This is a genomic window from Bacillus sp. ISL-46, from assembly GCF_018613205.1.
In genome coordinates this window covers 21,569-42,124 of sequence record NZ_JAGGQR010000027.1, presented here as the reverse complement: position 1 = coordinate 42,124, position 20,556 = coordinate 21,569, and the positions used below count along the sequence as shown (strand labels likewise).

The window sequence follows — 20,556 nt, the reverse complement described above, 5'->3', positions numbered from 1 at the left end:
CTCTCTATTAAGCTTTAACCCCTGATTTCTCTTGATCTCTTAATACTCTTCTAAGGAGTTTTCCGACAGATGACTTTGGAAGCTCCTCAAGTATTTCTACTAGTTTTGGTGCCTTATAAGGGGCAAGGTTTTCCTTACCAAATTGTTTGATTTCCTCAGCAGAAATAGTATATCCTTCTTTCAATTTGACAAATGCCTTTACGGTTTCACCGCAGTATAAATCTGGGACACCAATGACAAGCACCTCTTCGATAGCTTCTAGATGATGAAGCACTTCCTCGATTTCACTAGGATAAACATTGTATCCGCTCGCAATAATCATATCCTTCTTCCGGTCTACAATATAAAAATAGCCGTCTTCATCCATTTTTGCGATATCACCTGTAAACAGCCAGCCATCCTTTAATACTTTGGCTGTTTCTTCTGGGCGGTTCCAATAGCCTTTCATCACCTGCGGACCTTGGATAATTAATTCCCCTTCTTCTCCAACTGGTGCATTGACATATCCGTCATCCGTTTCAAGAACTATTCTTGCGACCGTACTTTGGATAGGAATTCCAACACTTCCATATTTCCTCGGGACGAATGGTGGACTAAAAATGGCTGTTGGAGCTGACTCGGAAAGACCATAGCCATTATAAAGCATTGCACCTGTTTTCTTCTCGAAGGCTTTTACAGTTTCAACGGGCAGCGGTGCTCCACCACAGCTTATGTAGTATAAATCATTAAATCCGCTTTCTTCTAAACCTAATTGACTGTTTAATGCAGTATACATGGTTGGAACAGCTGACATTTGAAATGGTTTTTCACGCTTTACTGTTTCCATGATTTCTTTAGAATCAAAGCGAGGTAAAACGATTTGATTTGCCCCTTCCCTAATACCACATAGCGCAATGCTAGAGAGTCCATAAACATGGAACATTGGCAGAACCGTAATCATCTTCAAATCATCAGGTAAATTTTTACATGGTCGATAGCTAAAATCACAAACTTGGGTGACATTGGCTAGAATATTGTAATGAGTAAGCATAACACCTTTAGAAACACCAGTCGTTCCTCCTGTGTATTGTAAAAGTGCTACGTCCTCATTATGATTAATCTCAACCTCTGGAATATTTACTTTCTTATGCAGGAATTCATCAAAATAATGATCGCCTTCAGCAAGGTCTATTCTAGCTCCACCGAAACTGACAACGATTACCTTTTTTAAAGATGTAGTTGATTGAATCGCTTTAATCTTTGGATAAAATGCATCTAGTACGACTATGTATTCTGAGCCAGAATCATTTAATACATGTTCAATTTCTCTTTCTACATACATTGGATTAACTTGAACAGCGATTCCACCAAGACAAAAAGTGCCAAAAAGCGTGAATATGTAATGCGGGGAATTTGGAAGCATAATAGATAAACGATCACCTTTAGCAAATCCAGTTCGATGTAAGGCAGACGCAAATTGATCTGTAATCACTTTTGTATCGTTGAAGGACCAAACCTTGCCATAAAAGGTGAATGCAGGCTTTTCGTTATAAAGGTTTACTGAACCTTGTAAAAAATCGTAAAGTGATTTGTGTTCAATATTTACATGCTCGTCAAGACTTGGGTCATAAATTTTTAACCACGGTTTTTGCTGATAAACCATTAGATACGTTGCCTCCTTAGGATGATTTAATGTCAAATAATAAATATTCCGTATAAATAAGGCTGCAAATTCATCGAAGCTTTCGTCATTATCCTTAATTAAAATATTAATATAGTTACGATTATTGTAGTTAAATGAAAACTTGTAAACCTCGCACCCTCGACAAAATTCAACAAAAATCCACATTTCCTCAAAAGACCAAAGACGAGCCTCTAGAATACCAAGCATTAGTTATCTAGCTATTTTTGCAATTACTAAAAATATAGCGAAAATTGTCGGAATATTTTTTTATTCCAACATTGTCCAAATGGTGAAATTTGAGTGAGGTGTCTATTAGTTGCTCTAAAATTCCTTACTTACGTTTTGGTGAAGGTGAACCTTTGGTCTTTATTCATGGTCTTGGGGAGGTAAAGGAGGGCTGGAACAATCAGTTTGAATTTGCGGATCAGTATGACTTGATTATTCCTGATTTACATGGACATGGTGAGTACATTACTAATGAAAAAATATCTATCAAACTATCGGAGAGTTCGTTCACTTTCAATTAATCCTAGTCTTCCAAAAGACATAGCTGCACGTATTTCACTTAATTCATGGAAAGGAAAAATTTATGAAGACTTTCAAAAATTTTACAAACCAAACCATGAAGTCTTTCTTAAATCAGTTAAAGCCTGTCTAGAAGTCAATAATTTAAATTTACTTCCTAAAATTAAAGTCCCTACGTTAATCATGGGGTCGCAATATGATTCAGTAATTCCTGTATGGATGCAGCTTTTAATGCATAAAAAAATTCGACACTCTGAATTTGTCATTATAAGGAATACTGGTCATATTGCAAAGTTAGAGCAAAAGGATGCCTTTAACAGGATTCTTCGCAATTTTTTGAAAAAAACAATCAAAAGTAAGTTAAGGGGAGGATGATTCCTCCCCTCTTCTATGTTCTTTACTATTGCACATTATCATATAATTTACCGTTATCTATGGAAAGGAGGAGTTTTTTAGAATGCCAATAACCAACGGGAATGGAATTAATCTTTATTATGAGATTCATGGTGAGGGTGAACCCTTACTATTAATTATGGGGTTGTCACTAAATTCAAAATCTTGGTTTAGAACTCTACCTACTTTAAGCGAGCATTTTAAGGTAATTATTTTTGATAATCGCGGTACAGGTCTTAGCGACAAACCAGATACTCCCTACTCCATCGAGAAAATGGCAGAAGATGCAAGGTGTGTCTTGGATGCTGCCGGTGTTGACTCAGCCCATGTATATGGCATATCAATGGGTGGGATGATTGCACAAAGATTAGCACTTATGTATCCCACACGGATCCGTTCGATTGTTCTAGGTTGTACAACCTCAGGCGGAGTAAATCATGTACAACCTAGTGCCGATGTCTCGATGTTAATGCTTTCAAGGGGCTCCTCTATTGCAACACCAGAAGAAATGGCATGGGCCACGGCTCCAATCCTTTACAGTCAAGCATTTATCGAAAATCAGCGGGAATTAGTTGCAGAGGACATCCAAAAAAGAATAGAAATACCTGTTCTTCCCTATGCATATATACTTCAGCTCCAGGCCTGCTTAGCCCATGATACTTACAGCGAGATTGACCAAATCAAGGTTCCTACATTGGTGATCCATGGGGACGAAGATAAATTGGTCCCATACCAAAATGGGGTAACATTAGCAGAGAAAATTCCGAATGCTGAATTTTTGACTATACAAGGTGCAGGTCATATCTATGTAACCGAAGCCAATGACTTAGTGAATTAAAGAGTGCTAGAATTTTTAAAGAAACAATAGCTCTCTAGTTACCTACAAAATGCCCGGTCACATAGGTGACCGGGCATTTTGGTATGGTAAGATAAGGTTTTCCAATTCTCTATGATCGACCACCATTTTTGTTTCCGAGTAGCTAAAAACCTTTCCATAAAAAGTAAAGGCTGGTTTGACACAGAAACGGTTTACTGCACTTTCTAACACCAAGGAAAAACTTTTAAATTAATGAGCCTGAATAGAAATATCAATAGTCTTATAGGCTATGAGAAAGGTTGCTATAGAGTAAAATGCCTCTTTAGGACCAAATATGAAAATCGAACTTCCAAAGATGAATATATTAAATAACAGAATAATTTGCCCTATTGAAAAAGAGGAACGTTTACTAAACAAAATGGCCAAAACCTCTGTCCCATCAAAACATCCCCCAAACCGAATGGTTATTCCAACTCCGAGTCCTAAACTAATACCTCCAAGGACAATCACCACGATCGGGCTATCAGTTATGACAGGAAACGGTTCTAATAAATAGGTTTCAATTGATAGGACAAGAATAGCAAATAGGCTTAGCATGAGAAATCTTCTACCCAGAAATCGATAAGCAATTAGGAAAAAGGAGTATTTAATATCAACAAAAACAATCCTATTTCTTCACTTGTAATATGTGAAAGAAGGATGCTTATTCCAATAATCCCCCCGTCAATAATATGATTTTCTACCAAAAATAATTGCAAGGAAATAGCGACCAGAGATGCCCCCAAGAAAATAAAAAAAAACCGCTGATAAAAAGGGAATCCACCTGACCTGCTAAAATCAATATAGAATTTTATTTTTTTCCTATACATACTTGTCCCCTTATGAATCCAAAGTGCGGTCACATGTGTTCTTAAATTATATTCAATTTATAGAGAAAAATTCTTTATAGCTCAAATGAATAAAAAAAGAGCCGCTGCAACAAATTCACATTTGTTACTAACGACTCTTTTTTAGGTCAATATTTTAATGCTGTTAAATTATTTTAACATCTTAAATACTTGCTCCACATCTTTATCGCCACGGCCTGATAAGTTAACAATCAGCACATCGTCGTTTGCCAATTCTTTTGCCAACTTAATGGCGTATGCTACAGCATGAGAACTTTCTAACGCAGGAATAATGCCTTCAGTCTTGCTTAATACCTGAAACGCCTCGAGTGCTTCTTGCCCGGTTACGGTTACATATTCGGCCCGCCCGCTGGTTTTCAAATGGCTGTGCTCAGGACCGACACCAGGATAATCAAGTCCTGCAGCAATCGAATACGTTGGTTTAGGCTCGCCCTTCTCATCAAGTAACGTTAAACATCTAAAGCCATGGATCACAGCTGGGACCCCTTCAGTCATCGTCGGTGCCTCAGCTGGTTCAACTCCAATTAAGCGCACATCATTTTCGTCAATATAATGGGCAAAGGCACCAATGGCATTGCTCCCGCCTCCTGCACAGGCAATTACAGCTGTTGGAAGCCTGCCTTCTTTTTCAAGAATTTGACGTTTCGATTCTTCGCTGATAATTGCTTGGAAGTGTTTGACCATTGTTGGATAAGGATGAGGACCCACGGCCGAACCTAATAAATAGAAGGTATTTTTATAGTTTTGCACCAAGTCGCCCAAGGCTTCATCGACGGCATCCTTTAAGCGGCCCTGCCCTTTATCAACAGGTACAACTTTGGCTCCTAATAATTCCATTCGAAAGACGTTGAGCGCTTGGCGTTCCGTATCCAGTTTACCCATATAAATAATACATTCCATCCCAAACATTGCACATGCGGTTGCAGTTGCCACACCGTGCTGGCCTGCTCCCGTTTCAGCAATAATTCGCTTTGCACCCATTCGTTTTGCTAAAAGAATCTGACCAATTGCATTATTAATTTTGTGTGCCCCTGTATGATTCAAATCTTCTCGTTTCAGATAAATTTTTGCCCCTTGATTTTGCTTGGTTAAATTTTCAGCTAATGTTAACGGATTCTCTCTGCCTACATATTCTTTTAGGTAATATTTGAATTCCTCAATAAATTCCGGGTCATCTTTATAACGGAAAAATTGCTCCTCTAATTCGTTCATTACTAGTTGTAAATCCTCTGGTACAAAACTTCCGCCGAACTCTCCAAAATATCCTTTATTCTCTACACTCACTTTCTCCATGCTCTGCTCGACTCCTTCTAATTTATTATTCTAACTCAGACAAAATTTAATTATATTAACTGAATATTCCTATAATTATTCTATCATACAGTCCATTTTCTGCAAACATTTAACTATTTAGCAATAAATAGAAAAAGCCTACACAGCGTGTAGACTTTTTAGATTACTTAAAAAATACTTTACTCATATCTCAATGAGTCAATCGGATCAAGTTTGGAAGCTTTATTTGCTGGAAGCAGTCCAAACACAACACCAATTACCATCGAAAACAACACGCCGCCTAACACTACTTGCCAAGACACCAAGGATGGCCAGCCAGCAAAGAAACTCACTATAGTTGACGTTCCCCAGCCTAGTAATATTCCAAGGATGCCGCCAATAAAGGTTAGTGTCATCGATTCTATTAAAAATTGGGTCAATACTTGGCCTCGAGTTGCGCCTAATGCCATGCGGATTCCTATTTCCCTTGTTCTTTCTGTCACCGAAACAAGCATGATATTCATTACACCTATCCCGCCAACAAATAAAGAGATACCGGCAATACTCCCGATAATTAAGGTCATGATTTTTGTAATTTGCCCTACTCCTTGAGCGATTTCCTCCATATTGATAACCTGATAAGACTTTTCCGTATTATGCAGATTATTTAAAAGCTTAGCAGCCTTTTTACCTGCAAGCTGCAATTGCTCAGCAGACTCTGCTTGAAGGGTTACTTGATTAAAATCGCTGCTTCCGTAAATAGTTTTCCATGTTTGGAAAGGTAGATAAACTTCCATTGAACCAAAGGAAAAAAGGCCGGTTGGTTTTTCTAAAACCCCAATGATTTCAATTGGTTGATTGGCTACCGTAACAATATCTCCGACGGGATTTTTCCCTTTAAATAATTCCTCCTGCAATTTGTTACTGACTAACCCCACACGGCGCCCGCCCAGAAAATCAGAAGCTGAAAAATTTCTTCCCTCTGCTACTTTCAACTCATTTAAATGGATATAAGCTTGATTTATACCGGTGGTAGACACATCTCCTGTTTCCTTTTGAAATCGAAAAGTAGACAATTTTGTGCTTGATGCAACCACACGATTAATTTCCGGAATTTGTTCAAGCGCCCTGATATCTTCCTGTTTGAATGGAGCTTGCTGAAATACATTAGGGTTTGCACGCATTTCTTCATCAGAAGGCTGATAAAATATCTCAATAGTATTCCCTGGACCAGTAATCTGTGATTTAAGCATCGCCTCTCCGCCCTGTCCGATTGCTACCACGATTATGACAGCACCCACACCAATAATAATTCCAAGCATCGTTAGAATACTTCGCATCTTATGGGCTTTAAGTGAGCTTAAAGCCATAAAAAGATTTTCCATAAAACTCATAGGGCCGGCCCCCCAACACCCATAGAAGGAGATTGAATCATTCCATCTCTAACCATAATCGTTCGGTTCGCGTATTCCGCCACTTCTGATTCATGGGTAACGACGATAATGGTTACACCTTCCTCATTAAGTTCCTTAAATTGTTCCATAATGTCCTTGCTTGTCTTCGAATCAAGAGCACCCGTGGGCTCATCCGCTAATATCAACTTTGGTTTATTGACAATTGCTCTCGCAATAGCTACACGTTGCTTTTGTCCCCCAGATAGGGAATTGGGAAGATGGTTCATTCGATCCGAAAGACCTACTTTTATTAGTGCCTCTTCAGCACGGGCCTGTCGCTCTTTTTTTGAGATTCCAGCATAAATCATTGGCAGTTCGACATTTTTTAAAGCTGATAAGCGCGGTAGCAAATGGAACTGTTGAAAGACAAAGCCAATCGATTGATTTCTAACTCTCGCCAATTCTTTGTCATGATAATGCGATACATTTTCCCCGCCAAGGTAATACTCTCCCTCAGTCGGTTTATCCAAACAGCCGAGAATATTCATTAAGGTTGATTTCCCAGAACCTGATGGACCCATAATGGCAGCAAATTCACCTTCACGAATCGTGAGACTGATACCGTTTAAGACATGAACGCTCTCTTTTCCAAGCAAAAACGATCTTGTGATGGATTCTAGCCGGATCATTTGATTGTCACTTCCAACCCATCCTTAATATTGTCAGGTCCATTAATGATGACTTGGTCTCCTTTTGATACACCTTCAAGGATTTCAATTTTCTTTCCTGATGTGATGCCTGTTTTGACATTCTCCTTATTAGCCTTGCCATCCTTTACAAGATACACATATGGCTTATCTCCATCATCAAATAATGCATCGAGCGGCAGAACCATTGCTGTCTTTTTGTCCGTTTCAATCACCATAATGACTTGGAAACCTGGTTTTAACGTTTTTGTATCACCGGAAATTTTTACAGTTACGGGATACTGTACAGCCTGGGTGCCATTTTGCAAACTAGTTGGGTTCTGCTCTGGCAAAATAGCAGTCTTGGTAATTACACCCTGCCACTCTTTTCCAGGTACTGCATCAGATCGGATAATCACTTTTTGTCCACCACTAACTTTTAGTGTATCGTATTCAGACAAAAGGCCCGATGCAGTCATTCCTTCTAACTTACCAATATGTATAATAGGCTCGTTTGCTGCTTCGATCGAAGATGATACTGGCTTTTTTGCTGCTAAAACGATTCCATCCATTGTACTCTTAATCTCTAAGTCACCCTGGCGTTTGCTAATCAGGTCTTTTTGAACCTCTGTTTGTTTTAGTTCTATGTTCGCTAACTCTTTTTCCATCTCAAGCTGTTCAAATTCAGGAGCAAGCTGTTTTTTAGCTTCTTTTTTACCTACTCCAGCCTGCTCACTCAAGGTCTTTTCTTTCTCTTCTAGCTGTTCTATTTTTTTATCTATTTGGCTTATTTTTAGGTTAGCTGATTGGATCGATAATTTATTTTGCTCAATTTCAAGCTCTAACTGAGCGTTCTGCAATTTGGCCAAGACAGTGCCTTTCTTTACTATTTGTCCTTCTTTTACTAGCAGTTCCTTGATCTCCCCTTTATCAGGAGTTGCATACACAAGTTGTTCCTCTGGAAGTTTCACGGTACCGGGAATCATCAAAAGTGAGGAGATCTCCTCTTGGCTGATTTCTGCGGTTTTAACGGAAGGTCCTTTTGCAAAAACTTGCCGGTAGACACTGACAGAAATCATAATGATGACCAAACTAATTACACCTAGCGCAATCCAAGTTTTCTTTTTCATTATAAATTCGGTGCTCCTTGCAATAGAGTTCCTATCAATCCAAAGCCAATACTAATTAGGAAGAATATGATTGCAATCGTCCATGCAAGCCCTTTAGAAAATTGTGCTGTTTTATTCAGTCCAAGTGCAGTTAATATAACTGACCAAATCCCAAATACCTCGATAGAACCTAAGACACCTGCTTTTTCTTGATCCAGCAGCCCTGCTAAACTAGTAATATATATTTCTGGATTTCCACCGATTGCAAAGCTAATTGCCATATTTAAAATTAGACCTGCCGCACCGATTATCATGATATAAGTATTCATAGAAAATAATTGTTTAAAAGAAACCGTTGAACTAGCAATTTTTGCAATCGCTAATTGGATCACACTGCTGATTAGCACACCAAAAATAGGCGTAATGATACCTGTTACCATAACGGTTACTTTTGTAATGGTTAACACCAAATCTATCTGGTCTTTTGGCACTCCCTGTTCAATTAAAGTATCCGCATCCAAAGATAGTGCCATAAAGGACATTCCGATCACATAGAGAAAACTAATAATAATAAGCGGTACCCATATTTTCGGGCTTTGCTTAATCCTCTCAAACTGCATACCTGGACTTGTAAACATTCCTAATAACTTCGGATTCTCATTCAAAGTATTTACTTCTTTTTGCAATTCCATGTTTAACACCCCTATTCCACATATGTAAAATATTCCTATTAAGTATACGATAAAATGAGGCGAAAGTTTCATTTTTTTTGAGTGGTGCCTGACACCATGAAAAATTCTAGAATTTGTCTTCTGTTCCATGTTTTTGATATAATTTTAGCTATAATAAAAGAAAAAGGGGTACATAATGTCAAAAAGAAAATTCCAATATGGGTTAATCCAGATCCTATTAATTTTAACCATCATCTTTGTCTCAACAAAGATTTCATTTTTATTCATGCCGATTGGGATCTTTTTCTCTACTCTTTTTTTCCCAATTCTTATTACCGGATTTCTATTTTTCTTACTAAATCCAATCGTTAATTTTCTTCAGCGTCAAAAAGTGCCAAGAATTCTTGCCATCCTCATCATTTATATCGTGTTTATTGGCATTCTTGTATTAGCGATTGGGAGCTTGGTCCCTGCCATCACAGAGCAATTCACCGCCCTTGCGAATGCACTTCCTGATTATGCTAACAAGACCTTGCAGTATTTTGATAAGCTATCACGCAGTTCTGAATTCAAATGGATCATGAAAGAGCAAAATGACCTTTTGGAAACAGGTAAACAAAAACTGATTGCCTACGCAAACACCTTACCGGATAGGGTTACCGGTGGCATTACAAATATACTCGGTGTGTTTGCTAATATTGCGGTCATTTTAGCCACCGTTCCTTTTTTATTATTCTACATGTTTAAGGATGGACATAAGTTCCCTAAGGCCCTCGCTAAATTCCTTCCTGCAACATATAGAGATGCCGGGTTGATTATGTTGAAAGAGACTGGTGAAACACTTTCCTCCTATATTCAGGGACAAGTCATTGTAGCCCTGTCAGTAGGAACTCTTGCTTTTGTTGGATACTTGATTATTGATTTGCCATTTGCGCTAGTTATGGCCTTAATTGTAGCGTTTACCAATATAATTCCTTATGTCGGGCCAATTCTCGGCGGTGCCCCTGCTGTGATTGTTGCTCTTTTTGATTCACCTACCAAAGCCTTATTGGTTATCGTGATTATCGTTATCGCTCAGCAGGTTGAAGGCAATGTCTTATCTCCGCTCATCCTTGGAAAATCATTGGATACCCATCCAGCGACAATTATTATTGTTTTACTCGCTGCAGGAAATTTAGCTGGAATCTTAGGGATGGTGTTGGCAGTACCGTTCTATGCCGTAGTAAAAACGATTGTTTTAAATGTAATAAAGTTTCTAAGGGCTCGAAAAATGGCAACGATAACTGACGAACCATAAGAATTTATTAATAAAAATTAATAGAATATAAAAAACTGTTAGGAGAAAGGCCTCCTAACAGTTTTTCGATTTTCTGGCAAGGGTATCACCATCCTCGGCCTGCACCACCGCCACCGGATGAACCTCCTCCGCCCCCTCTAGAACCACCACTACCACCGCCTCCTCTACCTCCACCTCTGGAGATTATAGATAAGAGAAGGTAGGTGAGCGTTCCTCCAAAAAACTTAAAATCTAAAAACACAACGCCAATAATAACAATGACCATTAACCAACCGGGAATACCAAATCCTTTTTCACCGGTTGCCTGTGTCTGCTTACTAACGTCTCCTTCATTGCCATACTCAGCGAGGACTTCTTTTGTTAGAGCTTTATAGGTTTCAACAATTGCTAGATTTGGCTGTTGATTTTTTAAAAATGGAATGGCATATCCATCAAGAATTCGACCTGCTTTTCCATCCGGAATTCTGCCTTCCAATCCATAGCCTACTTCGATCCTTACTTTGCGTTCTTGCATAGACAAGACGAGCAATACACCGTTGTTTTCCTGTTTATTTCCGATTCCATATTGTCGAAAAGCTTCATTTGCAAACTCTTCTATCGTTTGGTCTCCTATTGTTTCTACTGTCAAAACTGCAATTTGTGCCGTTGTTTGGTCTTCAATGTTCCTGCCTAAATTGATTAATTCTGCTCTTTCTGTTTCGTTTAATACATTGGCAAAATCCTGTACGTAAATGTCTCCAACAGGTGCCGGAATTTGGACATCCTCAGCTTGTGCATTCACAGCACAAAGAAAAAAAGTGATAAACACCAACAAAAGGCTGAAGATCCGTTTTATTTTCATTATTGATCGTCCCCAAAGTCAACTTTTGGAGCCTCTTTGGCACTAGGGTCCGCTTTAAAATATTCTTTTTCTTCAAACCCAGTTATGCCTGCAATAATTGCCCCAGGGAATCTTTTTACTTTTTTATTGTACTCCGCTACTTGATCATTATAATCTTTACGTGCGACAGCTATTCTGTTTTCTGTTCCTGCAAGTTCATCCATCAATTGGGTAAACTGCTGATTTGCTTTAAGATCGGGATAATTTTCTACGACTACAAGTAGACGGCTTAACGCACCTGAAAGTTCTGCGTTGGCTGTGGCTTGTGCCTGCGGCGTATTCGCACCGGCTAGTTTTGCACGTGCATCTGAGATTGATGCAATCACTTCTTTTTCATGCGAAGCAAAACCCTTCACTGTATTTACTAAGTTCGGAATTAAATCCAGCCTTCTTTGCAGTTGGTTTTCAATTTGAGAATAGGACTGGTCCACATTTTCCTCTAAATTGACAAAAGAGTTATAGCTGGAAATTAACATTGCACCAAAAATAACAATCACTGCTACAATTATTCCAATCACCATATAACCTTTTTTCAAAACATCACGTCCCTTCCCTTATAGTATATTTCAATTTCAAAAAATTTTCCTTTTCCAACAGTTATCATTTGTAAAAAGTACCAAATTACATACGTATTTTAGCCTTTTCACAAAATAGAGCCTAATCCATAAAGGATTAGGCTCATCTGTATTTAATTATTCATATTTCGATGGATCAACAAAAGCGATATAAACCTTATAAATTACCATGCAGATTGCCATCGTCAAAAATCCCCAGCCAAGCGTGATTTGCTCGATTACAAGGTAGTTATTACATAATTGCACAGGTGAGTCAATGTACAACCAGCCCATTCCAAAAAACAAGATTACAAAAAGGTAAAAAGTAATGTCCTTCTCAATTGAGCGAAGTTTTTTCCAGCTATCCCTTAGAGCTATACCAGCTAAAAATGGTAAACTGACAAATTTAAATAGTTCCATGCTTTGTTCATTCAATGCTTCATCCATTGAACGAGGCAGCGTCCAGTAAACAACTATGATAACAAACAACAAAATTCCTGGTACACCATTGCCATTCCATTTTTCAAAAAAGTGAGGGAATCGCAGTTGAAAAAATCGTGCTATTAGAAATCCTGTAAAAATTAACAAAGGCATTTGCATATGCATGTGAATAACCATGACTGATTCCATAAAATTTGCAACAGGAGGAAGTATTAAGGCAAGAAGTAACAATAAGCCATAGATTGATTGCTTCAAGATTACTCCCCCGCTTCCTTCTTAAGAATGCCTACAAGCTTATTAGCTGCTTCATCAATCTTTTTATAGTCTAAGACATCAAGCAGACTGCCATTTTTATCCACCAAATAAAAAGCTGAATTATGTGCAAAACTTCCATTTCCGTCAGGAATAACAATAACACCAAATTCTTTTAACAACGAATCTAATTCAGCTTGATTTGGTATTCTTGCCATCCTCCATGTTTCTCCATCACTATTAAAATAGCCCCGGTACTTTTCTAATGTACCTGGATCATCCCTGACAGGATCAAAACTTATGCTTAAAAATTCAATATCTTTGCCCATATATTTGCTTGGTATCTTATCGTAAACCTTAGACATGTTCATTTCTAATTGCGGGCAAACTGTTGTACAAGACGTATAAAGAAAGGTAATAAATACATACTTACCCTTAAACTCAGAAATAGAATAATTCCGCCCTTTACTATCCTCAAAGCTTACTTCTGGGAATTTGGGCTTATCGCCAATTAGTTTATTGACCCGTGCCGTTTCTGACGTAAATGCTCGGAATCCATCGGTTCCTATATAGAACAACGCACACCCAAATAAGATAACAAGCAAACACGCAAATGTATTATGCCGATTTTTGATCACGAAGATCACTTCCCAAATTATTGATTTTGCAAATATATGACTAAATTAAGTATAAAGAGATAGCCCAAACACGAGCTATCTCTTTTTTAATTAATATTATATTACCAAGTTTTGAATGGTGGTGATCCCGGAGGTGCATTAACGATAAATTCAGTTAATGGGATGACATAGGCCATTGCAACAACTAATAGCATTATTACAATCCAAAGGCCCCAACGCTCTGTCCATTATGGAGTTTTAGTTGCATTATCTTCTTCCTCAGCGATAGGAAATTCTGTTTCTCCCTTTGGTGCAAAAAACATCATATTCATTACTGCATACACTTGAAGAATAACACCGATAATTAATAAGGTACCGCCAACAGCTAAGCACATTAAATATGAGCTCCAGCTTAATGCTGTTGCATTGTCTCCATAAGTTGTAAAAGAAGTTCTACGCGGGGAACCAAGTAATCCAACCCAATGCATAGCCCCTGACATAAAGATCATTCCGATTGTCCAAATCCAAGTTTGGATCACACCTAGTTTATTTATTTGCGGTGTTAATACACGTTTTGAAATATATGGAACTAACCAATAACTAATGCCAAAGAACGTCATCACTACGGACATGCCAAGCGTTAAGTGAAAATGTCCAACAATCCACATCGTATTATGAACGACCTGATCCAATTGGTTAGTGCTTTGAGCAATTCCACCAGCACTAGCAGGTATAAAGGCAATCATCGCAATCATTGGAGCTAGGAAACGAACATCGCCCCATGGCATTTTTTTATACCATCCGATTAAGCCTTTTCCACCTTGTTTTCTTGCTGTACGTTCAAAAACGGCAAACATGGCGAATGCTGTCATTAAGGACGGGAATCCAATCGCCAAACTCATAAATACGTGCATAAATTTAACGGCTGGATCAATTCCTGGGTCAACAATTTGGTGATGGAATCCACCTGTAATATTCATAACTACTAAGCCAATAATAACGACACGAGTTAACGTATCACTCCAGCATTTTCCACCAATAATTTTAGGTACAATGACATACCATGCGGAAACAGCAGTTAAATACCAAATATTAACTAACGTATGTCCAAAGGCCCAAAATAGGGTACGTGCCACCATAACATTGATTGTTTCGACCCAGCCAATTGACCAAGGAATAATCATAACGATTACTTCTATCGCTACAGGCATGGAACCGAAAAATAATAGGACAAATACTCCAGTAGCAAAGTAAGCAAGGATTGGTACATGCTGTCCTTTGTTATTCTTTCTCCAATTCGCAACTTGGATAAAGGCACCGAAAGCACACATCCAAACACCAACCACAATTAATGCTAAACCAATATAAAACATTGGTGCAGCTGCCATTGGCGGATAGAAAGTATACATTACAGATGCATCACCCAAAATGATTGGAATTAATGCTAAAACAAACCCGACAATCTTCAATCCAAAGCCAATCCATGCGATCTTTCTTACTTTTGGAAGAATCCCCCCTAAAGTATGTGAAAGACTGGCATAAAAATAACCAATCGTAAAGAAAGCAGTTAATACAACAACTAATAGTAAACCATGTGCTGTCAGAACTTGATAATAGTTAATCCATGATGGTAATTCCAGAATTCCTGCACGGTTCAGTCCCTGCACAAGGCCAAGAATTCCGCCAAGAAGTAATGCTATAAATGCTACAAATATATATGATTTCGTTAATTGGGCATCTTCCTTGCTGATTCCCATCACTTTACCTGCTTTATCTTTAAATGTCTGTGATTTTGCTGTTTGCATTTTGCTTGCCCCCTTTATTTAATCGTAATCGTTGTACTCATCATTTGGTGACCGGCACCGCAATATTCATTACATAAGACTAAATACGTTCCCGCTTTATTAAACTTTTGAGTGATTTTTTGAATATGTCCTGGCATGACCATTGCATTTAGGTTTGTACCTGCAACTTCAAATCCATGGACAACATCTTTTGAGGTTAATGTAAAATGCACTGTCGATCCAGCAGGGACTTCGATATTACCTGGATTAAAACTGAAAGCTTGTAATGTCATAACTACTTCATATTCATTTTCGCCAATCTTTGTAATACCCGGTTTATTGAATGGCGCTGTTTGGTCTACCTTTTGTGGATCAATAAGTTCATTATTACTCGGCGGTCCCATTTCCAAGGCAAATGCTTGATAGCCAGTAATAAGCATGAATATCATGATCATACCGAAACTCAAGGTAAGCCATATTTTTTCATCAAGATGCATTTTCATATCTGTCATCCCCTCCTATACTCTAGCCATATAAAGGCCATATAATATTAAATACGTAGCGAGAATTACGACCCCAACCACTCCTACAGAAATCCATGTTCCTTTTAATGGTGCCTCTTGCCCTTCACCATGCTTTTTTTTGTTGTTAACTTTTGTGTCCCCCACTGAAAATCAACCCCCTTATATTTCATACCTTAATAATAGATGGGAATGATTATCATCGAAGTGAACTGTATCACATTTGCTCAGCTTTTTTCGTGAACACCCAAAAGGAACTGCCTTTTTCAAACACAAAAAAGCTGCTCCAATAGTTTGCAAATAACTTGCATACTCTCGGAACAGCCTTCACTTATCTATAGTTTGAGTTTCATTTGATCTCGACTAACTAAATACCGGCAATGTAACAATTACCATCAAGAGAAACAATATAGTTATATAATTAACGGAATATAGAAAATTCACATGTGCCCATTTTAAATCATCTTTAGTAAAAAATCCGCTGATACTCACAACCAACCATCCAACGTTAAGCAATGTAGCAATCACCATAAATGTAGTTCCAAGCATCGTTAATAAAAATGGTAATGGAAATAAGCTAGCAATATAGATCACCATTTGCCGTTTAGTCACAGCCAATCCGCGAACAACGGGAAGCATGGCTACTCCAGCTGCTTTATATTCTTTATATTTCTTTACGGCAATCGCAAAGGTATGCGGCATTTGAAAAATAAACAAGATAAGAAACAAGATCATTGGGACTCTTTGAAAACCAGGTGCGATGGCTGTCCATCCTATTAAAGGTGTAACGGCACCGGAAATACTTCCAATTACTGTATTAATTGTATAACGCCGTTTTGACCACATGGTATATAAAAAAACATAAGTAAACCATCCGACAAAGGAGTATATCGCCGCTTCAACAGTCGTAAAGAGTAAAAGGATTTGACCTAATACACTTAGAGCAATACCTATTGTTAAAACTGCGTTCAAAGAAATATTCCCCGTTACTGTTGGACGACCCTTTGTTCGATCCATTACAGTGTCAATATCAACATCGTACCAGTTATTGAGCGCGAGGGCCCCGGCCATTACCATTGTACTTCCGAAAATTGTTAAGAAAAATAGATCCAGATGTGCTGTAAAAGAAGTATTGGTAAAATGTAAGGCTAACCAGAATCCTGCAAAGACAGGCAAAACATTAGCGATTAATACATTTGCTTTAAAAAGTAACTTTAGATCAGTCATTATGTTAGATGTATTTCGTTGATTCAATATCGTAACTTTCCCATCCTTCTGTAGAGAAGGTATCTCATTATTGGTCATCTAATATCCTCTCCTAAGAAGTCTTCCAAACAAACCAAAGATAATTCTATCATACTACATTTCGATTATCTCACAAAATCCGGTGTCAGGCACCTGGAAATGGCTGTTGGATATTTCCATTTGGAACTTCTAGTATTATTCTCTTGTCCTTTCTACAAAAACTCCATACTCTATGTTTTAATCGTAGATTAAAAAAACAGGCGTGGAGAATCCTTTGTTTAAGAAGATTCTTCACGTCTGTTTTTTTAGCGAACCTCGGTTAAAACATCGTGATTAATTAATGAAAGCGGCTGTTTACCCTGCAATCCAAGGACTAGATTTTCCGCTGCAAGTTTGGCCATTTTCAAACGAGTTTCGTAGGTAGCTGACCCAATATGCGGCAGGGTGACTACATTATCCATTGATAAAAGTGGGTGATCTGGACTTACTGGTTCCTGTGCGAAGACGTCTAAACCTGCAGCTAAGATATCCCCATTTTGAAGGGCCTGAACCAAGGCATCTTCATCCACAGTTGCTCCACGCGAACCATTAACAAAAATGGCGGATTTCTTCATTAGTTTAAATTCCTTTTCTCCAATTAGCTTAACTGTCTTTGGTGTTAGTGGTGCCATTAAGCAAATGAAGTCTGCGTGCTGACAAATTTCTTCAAGGGAACAGTTGGTTTCATCTAAGATTCCTCACATGCAGAATTAGATACTCTTTCATTCAGCGATTAACATTACTACATAATCAATATACACTTAATTACATGAATAATAAAAAAATTTTGAACGTAACAGCAAGATAAATAAATGATTTTTTTTACTTTTGTGATAATAATAGAATATAGAAAAAGGAGGGTAGGATAAATTGTCCAACACACTGGGGGAAGAAATTAACGAAATTAATGAAGATATTGTCATTCCATTGCCTGAAGCGTTTGATATGAAAGCAAACTTTGGATACCTGCAGCGGAATAAAAATGAATGTATGTATGAAATTGAAAATGATAACATTACAAGAGTCATCGCAAGTGGCGAAATTCAAACACTTGTACAAATAAAAGTAAACGAGAAAAACCAAATGGTTGTACACTTTTTAAAAGGTAAACCGCGCGATCCTAATAAGGTAGTCCATTATATTCGAGAATGGTTTGACCTCGATAACGATTTAACTCCCTTTTATGAAATTGCCAAAGCTGATCCCTTACTTAAAATGCCCGTAAAAGACTTTTATGGATTACGCCTTATCGGCATTCCCGATTTGTTTGAAGCTCTTTGCTGGGGGGTCTTAGGCCAGCAAATTAACTTAGGATTCGCTTACACATTAAAAAGACAATTCGTTGAAAAATTTGGTGAATCCATCGAATGGGACGGCAAAAATTATTGGATATTCCCGTCCTATGAACGAATTGCACAACTCACACCAAAGGATCTCGCAGATATAAAAATGACCGTCAAAAAGAGTGAATATATTATTGGAATTGCCAAATTAATGGCGAGCGGCGAATTATCCAAGGAAAAATTAATGGAAGCCGGTCATTTTAAAGAGGTCGAAAAAAGCTTAATTAAAATACGCGGGATCGGCCCATGGACAGCCAATTATGTGCTGATGCGCTGCCTTCGTTTTCCGACTGCCTTCCCTATCGATGATGTCGGTCTAATTAATGCGATAAAAACGCTACTAAATATGGATAGAAAGCCGACCAAAGAAGAAATCCTTGCATTATCAATCCCGTGGGCAAATTGGGAATCCTATGCAACCTTCTATTTATGGCGAGTTCTCTATTAGTCAAAAAGCACTAGCTAGGTTTAGCTTGTGCTTTTTGGCAGGTGCCATAACTATTCCATTTTAATTCACCTTATAGAATTTATACCGTCCTCTAAACCTTCTATTTTGATGACATCTCATCAAAAGAACATTCCTTTAGTGGAACGACCTTCGATTTATGAACGAGTTTATACCCGAGCCATAATGCCAGAAAGATCGGTAAACCAATATACGATACGGCTACTCCATACCAATCAATCTCACTTGCTAAAAAAGCTTGATAATTTTGGCCGAAAATGACAAAGACACACATCGCAAAAGCGAGAATCGGACCAAGCGGGAACCATTTCGCTTTAAATTTCAAATCATTCATGTCCCTGCCCTGGGCCATATATGCTTTTCTAAAACGATAATGGCTGACTGCAATTCCTAGCCAAGCAATAAATCCAGTTAAGCCTGACGCATTTAATAACCATGTATACACTTGATCTCCAAAAATGGACGTTAAAAAGGCAAAGCCTCCGATAATCGTCGTCATAACAAGGGCATTCATCGGAATCCCGCGATCATTTACATTTTGTAAAAATTTAGGCGCCTGACCGTCTTTTGCCATGGACCAAAGCATGCGTGTCGATGCATATAAACCGGAACTCCCTGCCGATAAAACCGATGTCAAAATGACCGCATTCATAACAGATGCTGCAAATGCAATGCCTACTTTCTTAAATACAAGGGTAAAAGGGCTGACAGCGATGCTATCGACATCCCTGCCTAACAGGTTTGGACTTGTATATGGAATGATAAGGCCAATGACAGCAATAGCAACGATATAGAATAGAAGAATACGCCAAAATACTTGTCGAATCGCCTTTGGAACGTTTTTCTCCGGCTCTTCACTTTCTCCTGCAGCAATCCCCACGAGTTCCGTTCCTTGAAAGGAAAAACCTGCAATGAAAAAAATACTTAAAATGGACAAAAGGCCGCCATTAACCGGAGCATCTCCTATAGTAAAGTTTTTAAACCCGATAAACTGTCCGCCCAGAATACCGAAAATGGTGAGCAAACCGACTCCAATGAAAACAATGATTGTCACTACTTTTATTAAGGAGAACCAATACTCGGATTCTCCGTAACTTTTAACCGACAATGCATTCAATAAAAAGATTAAGCCTAAAAACAGTGCACTCCAAACGATGCTTGGTACATCCGGAAACCAGAACTTCATAATAATTGCTGATGCAGCTATTTCAACCGCCAGTGTAATAGCCCAGTTGAACCAATAATTCCAACCAAGCGCAAAACCAAATGCCGGATCGACAAAACGACTCCCATATGTTGAAAATGATCCCGAAACCGGCATTAAGGTCGCCATTTCTCCGAGACTTGTCATTAAAAAGTAGACCATGATGCCGATAGCCCCATAAGCTATTAATGCTCCACCAGGTCCAGCTGATTGAATGGACGCCCCTGTCGCTAAAAATAACCCTGTCCCGATTGACCCTCCAATAGCAATCATCGTCATGTGACGTGCCTTTAGATTGCGTTTAATATGCTCTTTACTTTCCTTATTATTCTGATGTTTCTGATTATTTTGGTCATTATTATAGTTGTTGATTGCTTCCATTCTTGTCCTCCTTAATTCTTCATCTATTAGCATCTATCTAACTTTTTAGAAAACATATGCCATCTCCCACTTACTATTGAAAAATGAGAGATGG

General features: G+C 38.3%; 18 protein-coding genes and 3 pseudogenes. 4 read left to right on the top strand and 17 right to left on the bottom strand.

What is annotated here, in order from left to right; translation table 11 throughout:
• Window positions 1–7: 7 nt before the first annotated feature.
• Window positions 8–1,642, bottom strand: a complete 1,635-nt coding sequence (locus J7E67_RS15230) for a long-chain-fatty-acid--CoA ligase (protein ID WP_214732280.1) — start codon at window positions 1,640–1,642, stop codon at window positions 8–10.
• Between the two features lie 498 nt (window positions 1,643–2,140).
• Here J7E67_RS15230 and J7E67_RS15225 point away from each other — a divergent pair, with 498 nt between their 5' ends.
• A complete protein-coding gene (locus J7E67_RS15225; RefSeq protein ID WP_251026789.1) occupies window positions 2,141–2,563 on the top strand; it encodes an alpha/beta fold hydrolase in 423 nt (140 codons plus the stop codon).
• Window positions 2,564–2,645: 82 nt separating this feature from the next.
• A complete protein-coding gene (locus J7E67_RS15220) occupies window positions 2,646–3,419 on the top strand; it encodes an alpha/beta fold hydrolase (RefSeq protein WP_214732279.1) in 774 nt (257 codons plus the stop codon).
• A gap of 228 nt (window positions 3,420–3,647) precedes the next feature.
• Here the strand turns inward: J7E67_RS15220 and J7E67_RS15215 are convergent.
• The 6 genes and pseudogenes from J7E67_RS15215 to yknW form a co-directional block, all read right to left on the bottom strand.
• A pseudogene (locus J7E67_RS15215) lies at window positions 3,648–4,267 on the bottom strand (YitT family protein).
• Between the two features lie 168 nt (window positions 4,268–4,435).
• On the bottom strand, window positions 4,436–5,599 hold the full coding sequence (gene trpB / locus J7E67_RS15210) for a tryptophan synthase subunit beta (RefSeq protein WP_214732278.1): 1,164 nt from the start codon (window positions 5,597–5,599) through the stop codon (window positions 4,436–4,438).
• A 179-nt stretch (window positions 5,600–5,778) separates the two neighbouring features.
• Window positions 5,779–6,972 carry an ABC transporter permease gene (locus tag J7E67_RS15205; protein ID WP_214718822.1) on the bottom strand — a complete coding sequence of 398 codons (1,194 nt, stop codon included), beginning with the start codon at window positions 6,970–6,972 and terminating at the stop codon, window positions 5,779–5,781.
• Window positions 6,969–7,661: an ABC transporter ATP-binding protein gene (locus J7E67_RS15200; protein WP_214718820.1), complete on the bottom strand. Its 693-nt coding sequence runs from the start codon at window positions 7,659–7,661 to the stop codon at window positions 6,969–6,971. Before J7E67_RS15200 ends, J7E67_RS15205 begins: the two co-directional genes overlap by 4 nt.
• Window positions 7,658–8,788, bottom strand: coding sequence for an efflux RND transporter periplasmic adaptor subunit (locus J7E67_RS15195; protein ID WP_214732277.1), 1,131 nt, complete (start codon window positions 8,786–8,788; stop codon window positions 7,658–7,660). Before J7E67_RS15195 ends, J7E67_RS15200 begins: the two co-directional genes overlap by 4 nt.
• Window positions 8,788–9,459 (bottom strand): YknW family membrane protein, encoded by a 672-nt coding sequence (yknW, locus tag J7E67_RS15190; RefSeq protein WP_214732276.1) that lies wholly within the window; start codon window positions 9,457–9,459, stop codon window positions 8,788–8,790. The genes J7E67_RS15195 and yknW overlap by 1 nt, the downstream gene beginning before the upstream one ends.
• A gap of 175 nt (window positions 9,460–9,634) precedes the next feature.
• On the opposite strand from yknW, the gene J7E67_RS15185 reads away from it, so the two are divergent.
• Window positions 9,635–10,735 (top strand): AI-2E family transporter, encoded by a 1,101-nt coding sequence (locus tag J7E67_RS15185; RefSeq protein WP_214732275.1) that lies wholly within the window; start codon window positions 9,635–9,637, stop codon window positions 10,733–10,735.
• Window positions 10,736–10,820: 85 nt separating this feature from the next.
• Here J7E67_RS15185 and J7E67_RS15180 read toward each other — a convergent pair whose 3' ends face one another.
• The 9 genes and pseudogenes from J7E67_RS15180 to J7E67_RS15140 all read right to left on the bottom strand — a co-directional run.
• On the bottom strand, window positions 10,821–11,576 hold the full coding sequence (locus J7E67_RS15180) for a TPM domain-containing protein (protein WP_214732274.1): 756 nt from the start codon (window positions 11,574–11,576) through the stop codon (window positions 10,821–10,823).
• Window positions 11,576–12,136 (bottom strand): LemA family protein, encoded by a 561-nt coding sequence (locus J7E67_RS15175; protein WP_214732345.1) that lies wholly within the window; start codon window positions 12,134–12,136, stop codon window positions 11,576–11,578. The genes J7E67_RS15180 and J7E67_RS15175 overlap by 1 nt, the downstream gene beginning before the upstream one ends.
• Window positions 12,137–12,307: 171 nt before the next feature.
• Window positions 12,308–12,865 carry a hypothetical protein gene (locus J7E67_RS15170; RefSeq protein ID WP_214732273.1) on the bottom strand — a complete coding sequence of 186 codons (558 nt, stop codon included), beginning with the start codon at window positions 12,863–12,865 and terminating at the stop codon, window positions 12,308–12,310.
• 2 nt (window positions 12,866–12,867) lie between these two features.
• On the bottom strand, window positions 12,868–13,500 hold the full coding sequence (locus tag J7E67_RS15165) for an SCO family protein (RefSeq protein WP_168242542.1): 633 nt from the start codon (window positions 13,498–13,500) through the stop codon (window positions 12,868–12,870).
• Between the two features lie 101 nt (window positions 13,501–13,601).
• Window positions 13,602–15,284, bottom strand: a pseudogene (locus J7E67_RS15160) (cbb3-type cytochrome c oxidase subunit I).
• Window positions 15,285–15,298: 14 nt separating this feature from the next.
• Window positions 15,299–15,766 (bottom strand): cytochrome c oxidase subunit II, encoded by a 468-nt coding sequence (locus J7E67_RS15155; protein ID WP_214732272.1) that lies wholly within the window; start codon window positions 15,764–15,766, stop codon window positions 15,299–15,301.
• A gap of 15 nt (window positions 15,767–15,781) precedes the next feature.
• Window positions 15,782–15,931, bottom strand: coding sequence for a hypothetical protein (locus J7E67_RS15150; RefSeq protein ID WP_168242539.1), 150 nt, complete (start codon window positions 15,929–15,931; stop codon window positions 15,782–15,784).
• A gap of 216 nt (window positions 15,932–16,147) precedes the next feature.
• Entirely contained in the window at window positions 16,148–17,089 is a 942-nt protein-coding gene (gene cyoE / locus J7E67_RS15145; protein WP_214732271.1) for a heme o synthase, read from the bottom strand.
• Between the two features lie 245 nt (window positions 17,090–17,334).
• Window positions 17,335–17,739: pseudogene (locus tag J7E67_RS15140) on the bottom strand (NAD(P)-dependent oxidoreductase); the annotation flags it as partial.
• A gap of 223 nt (window positions 17,740–17,962) precedes the next feature.
• On the opposite strand from J7E67_RS15140, the gene J7E67_RS15135 reads away from it, so the two are divergent.
• Window positions 17,963–18,859, top strand: coding sequence for a DNA glycosylase (locus tag J7E67_RS15135; protein ID WP_374223928.1), 897 nt, complete (start codon window positions 17,963–17,965; stop codon window positions 18,857–18,859).
• A gap of 100 nt (window positions 18,860–18,959) precedes the next feature.
• Here J7E67_RS15135 and J7E67_RS15130 read toward each other — a convergent pair whose 3' ends face one another.
• On the bottom strand, window positions 18,960–20,462 hold the full coding sequence (locus J7E67_RS15130; protein ID WP_214717095.1) for an amino acid permease: 1,503 nt from the start codon (window positions 20,460–20,462) through the stop codon (window positions 18,960–18,962).
• Window positions 20,463–20,556 lie beyond the last annotated feature (94 nt).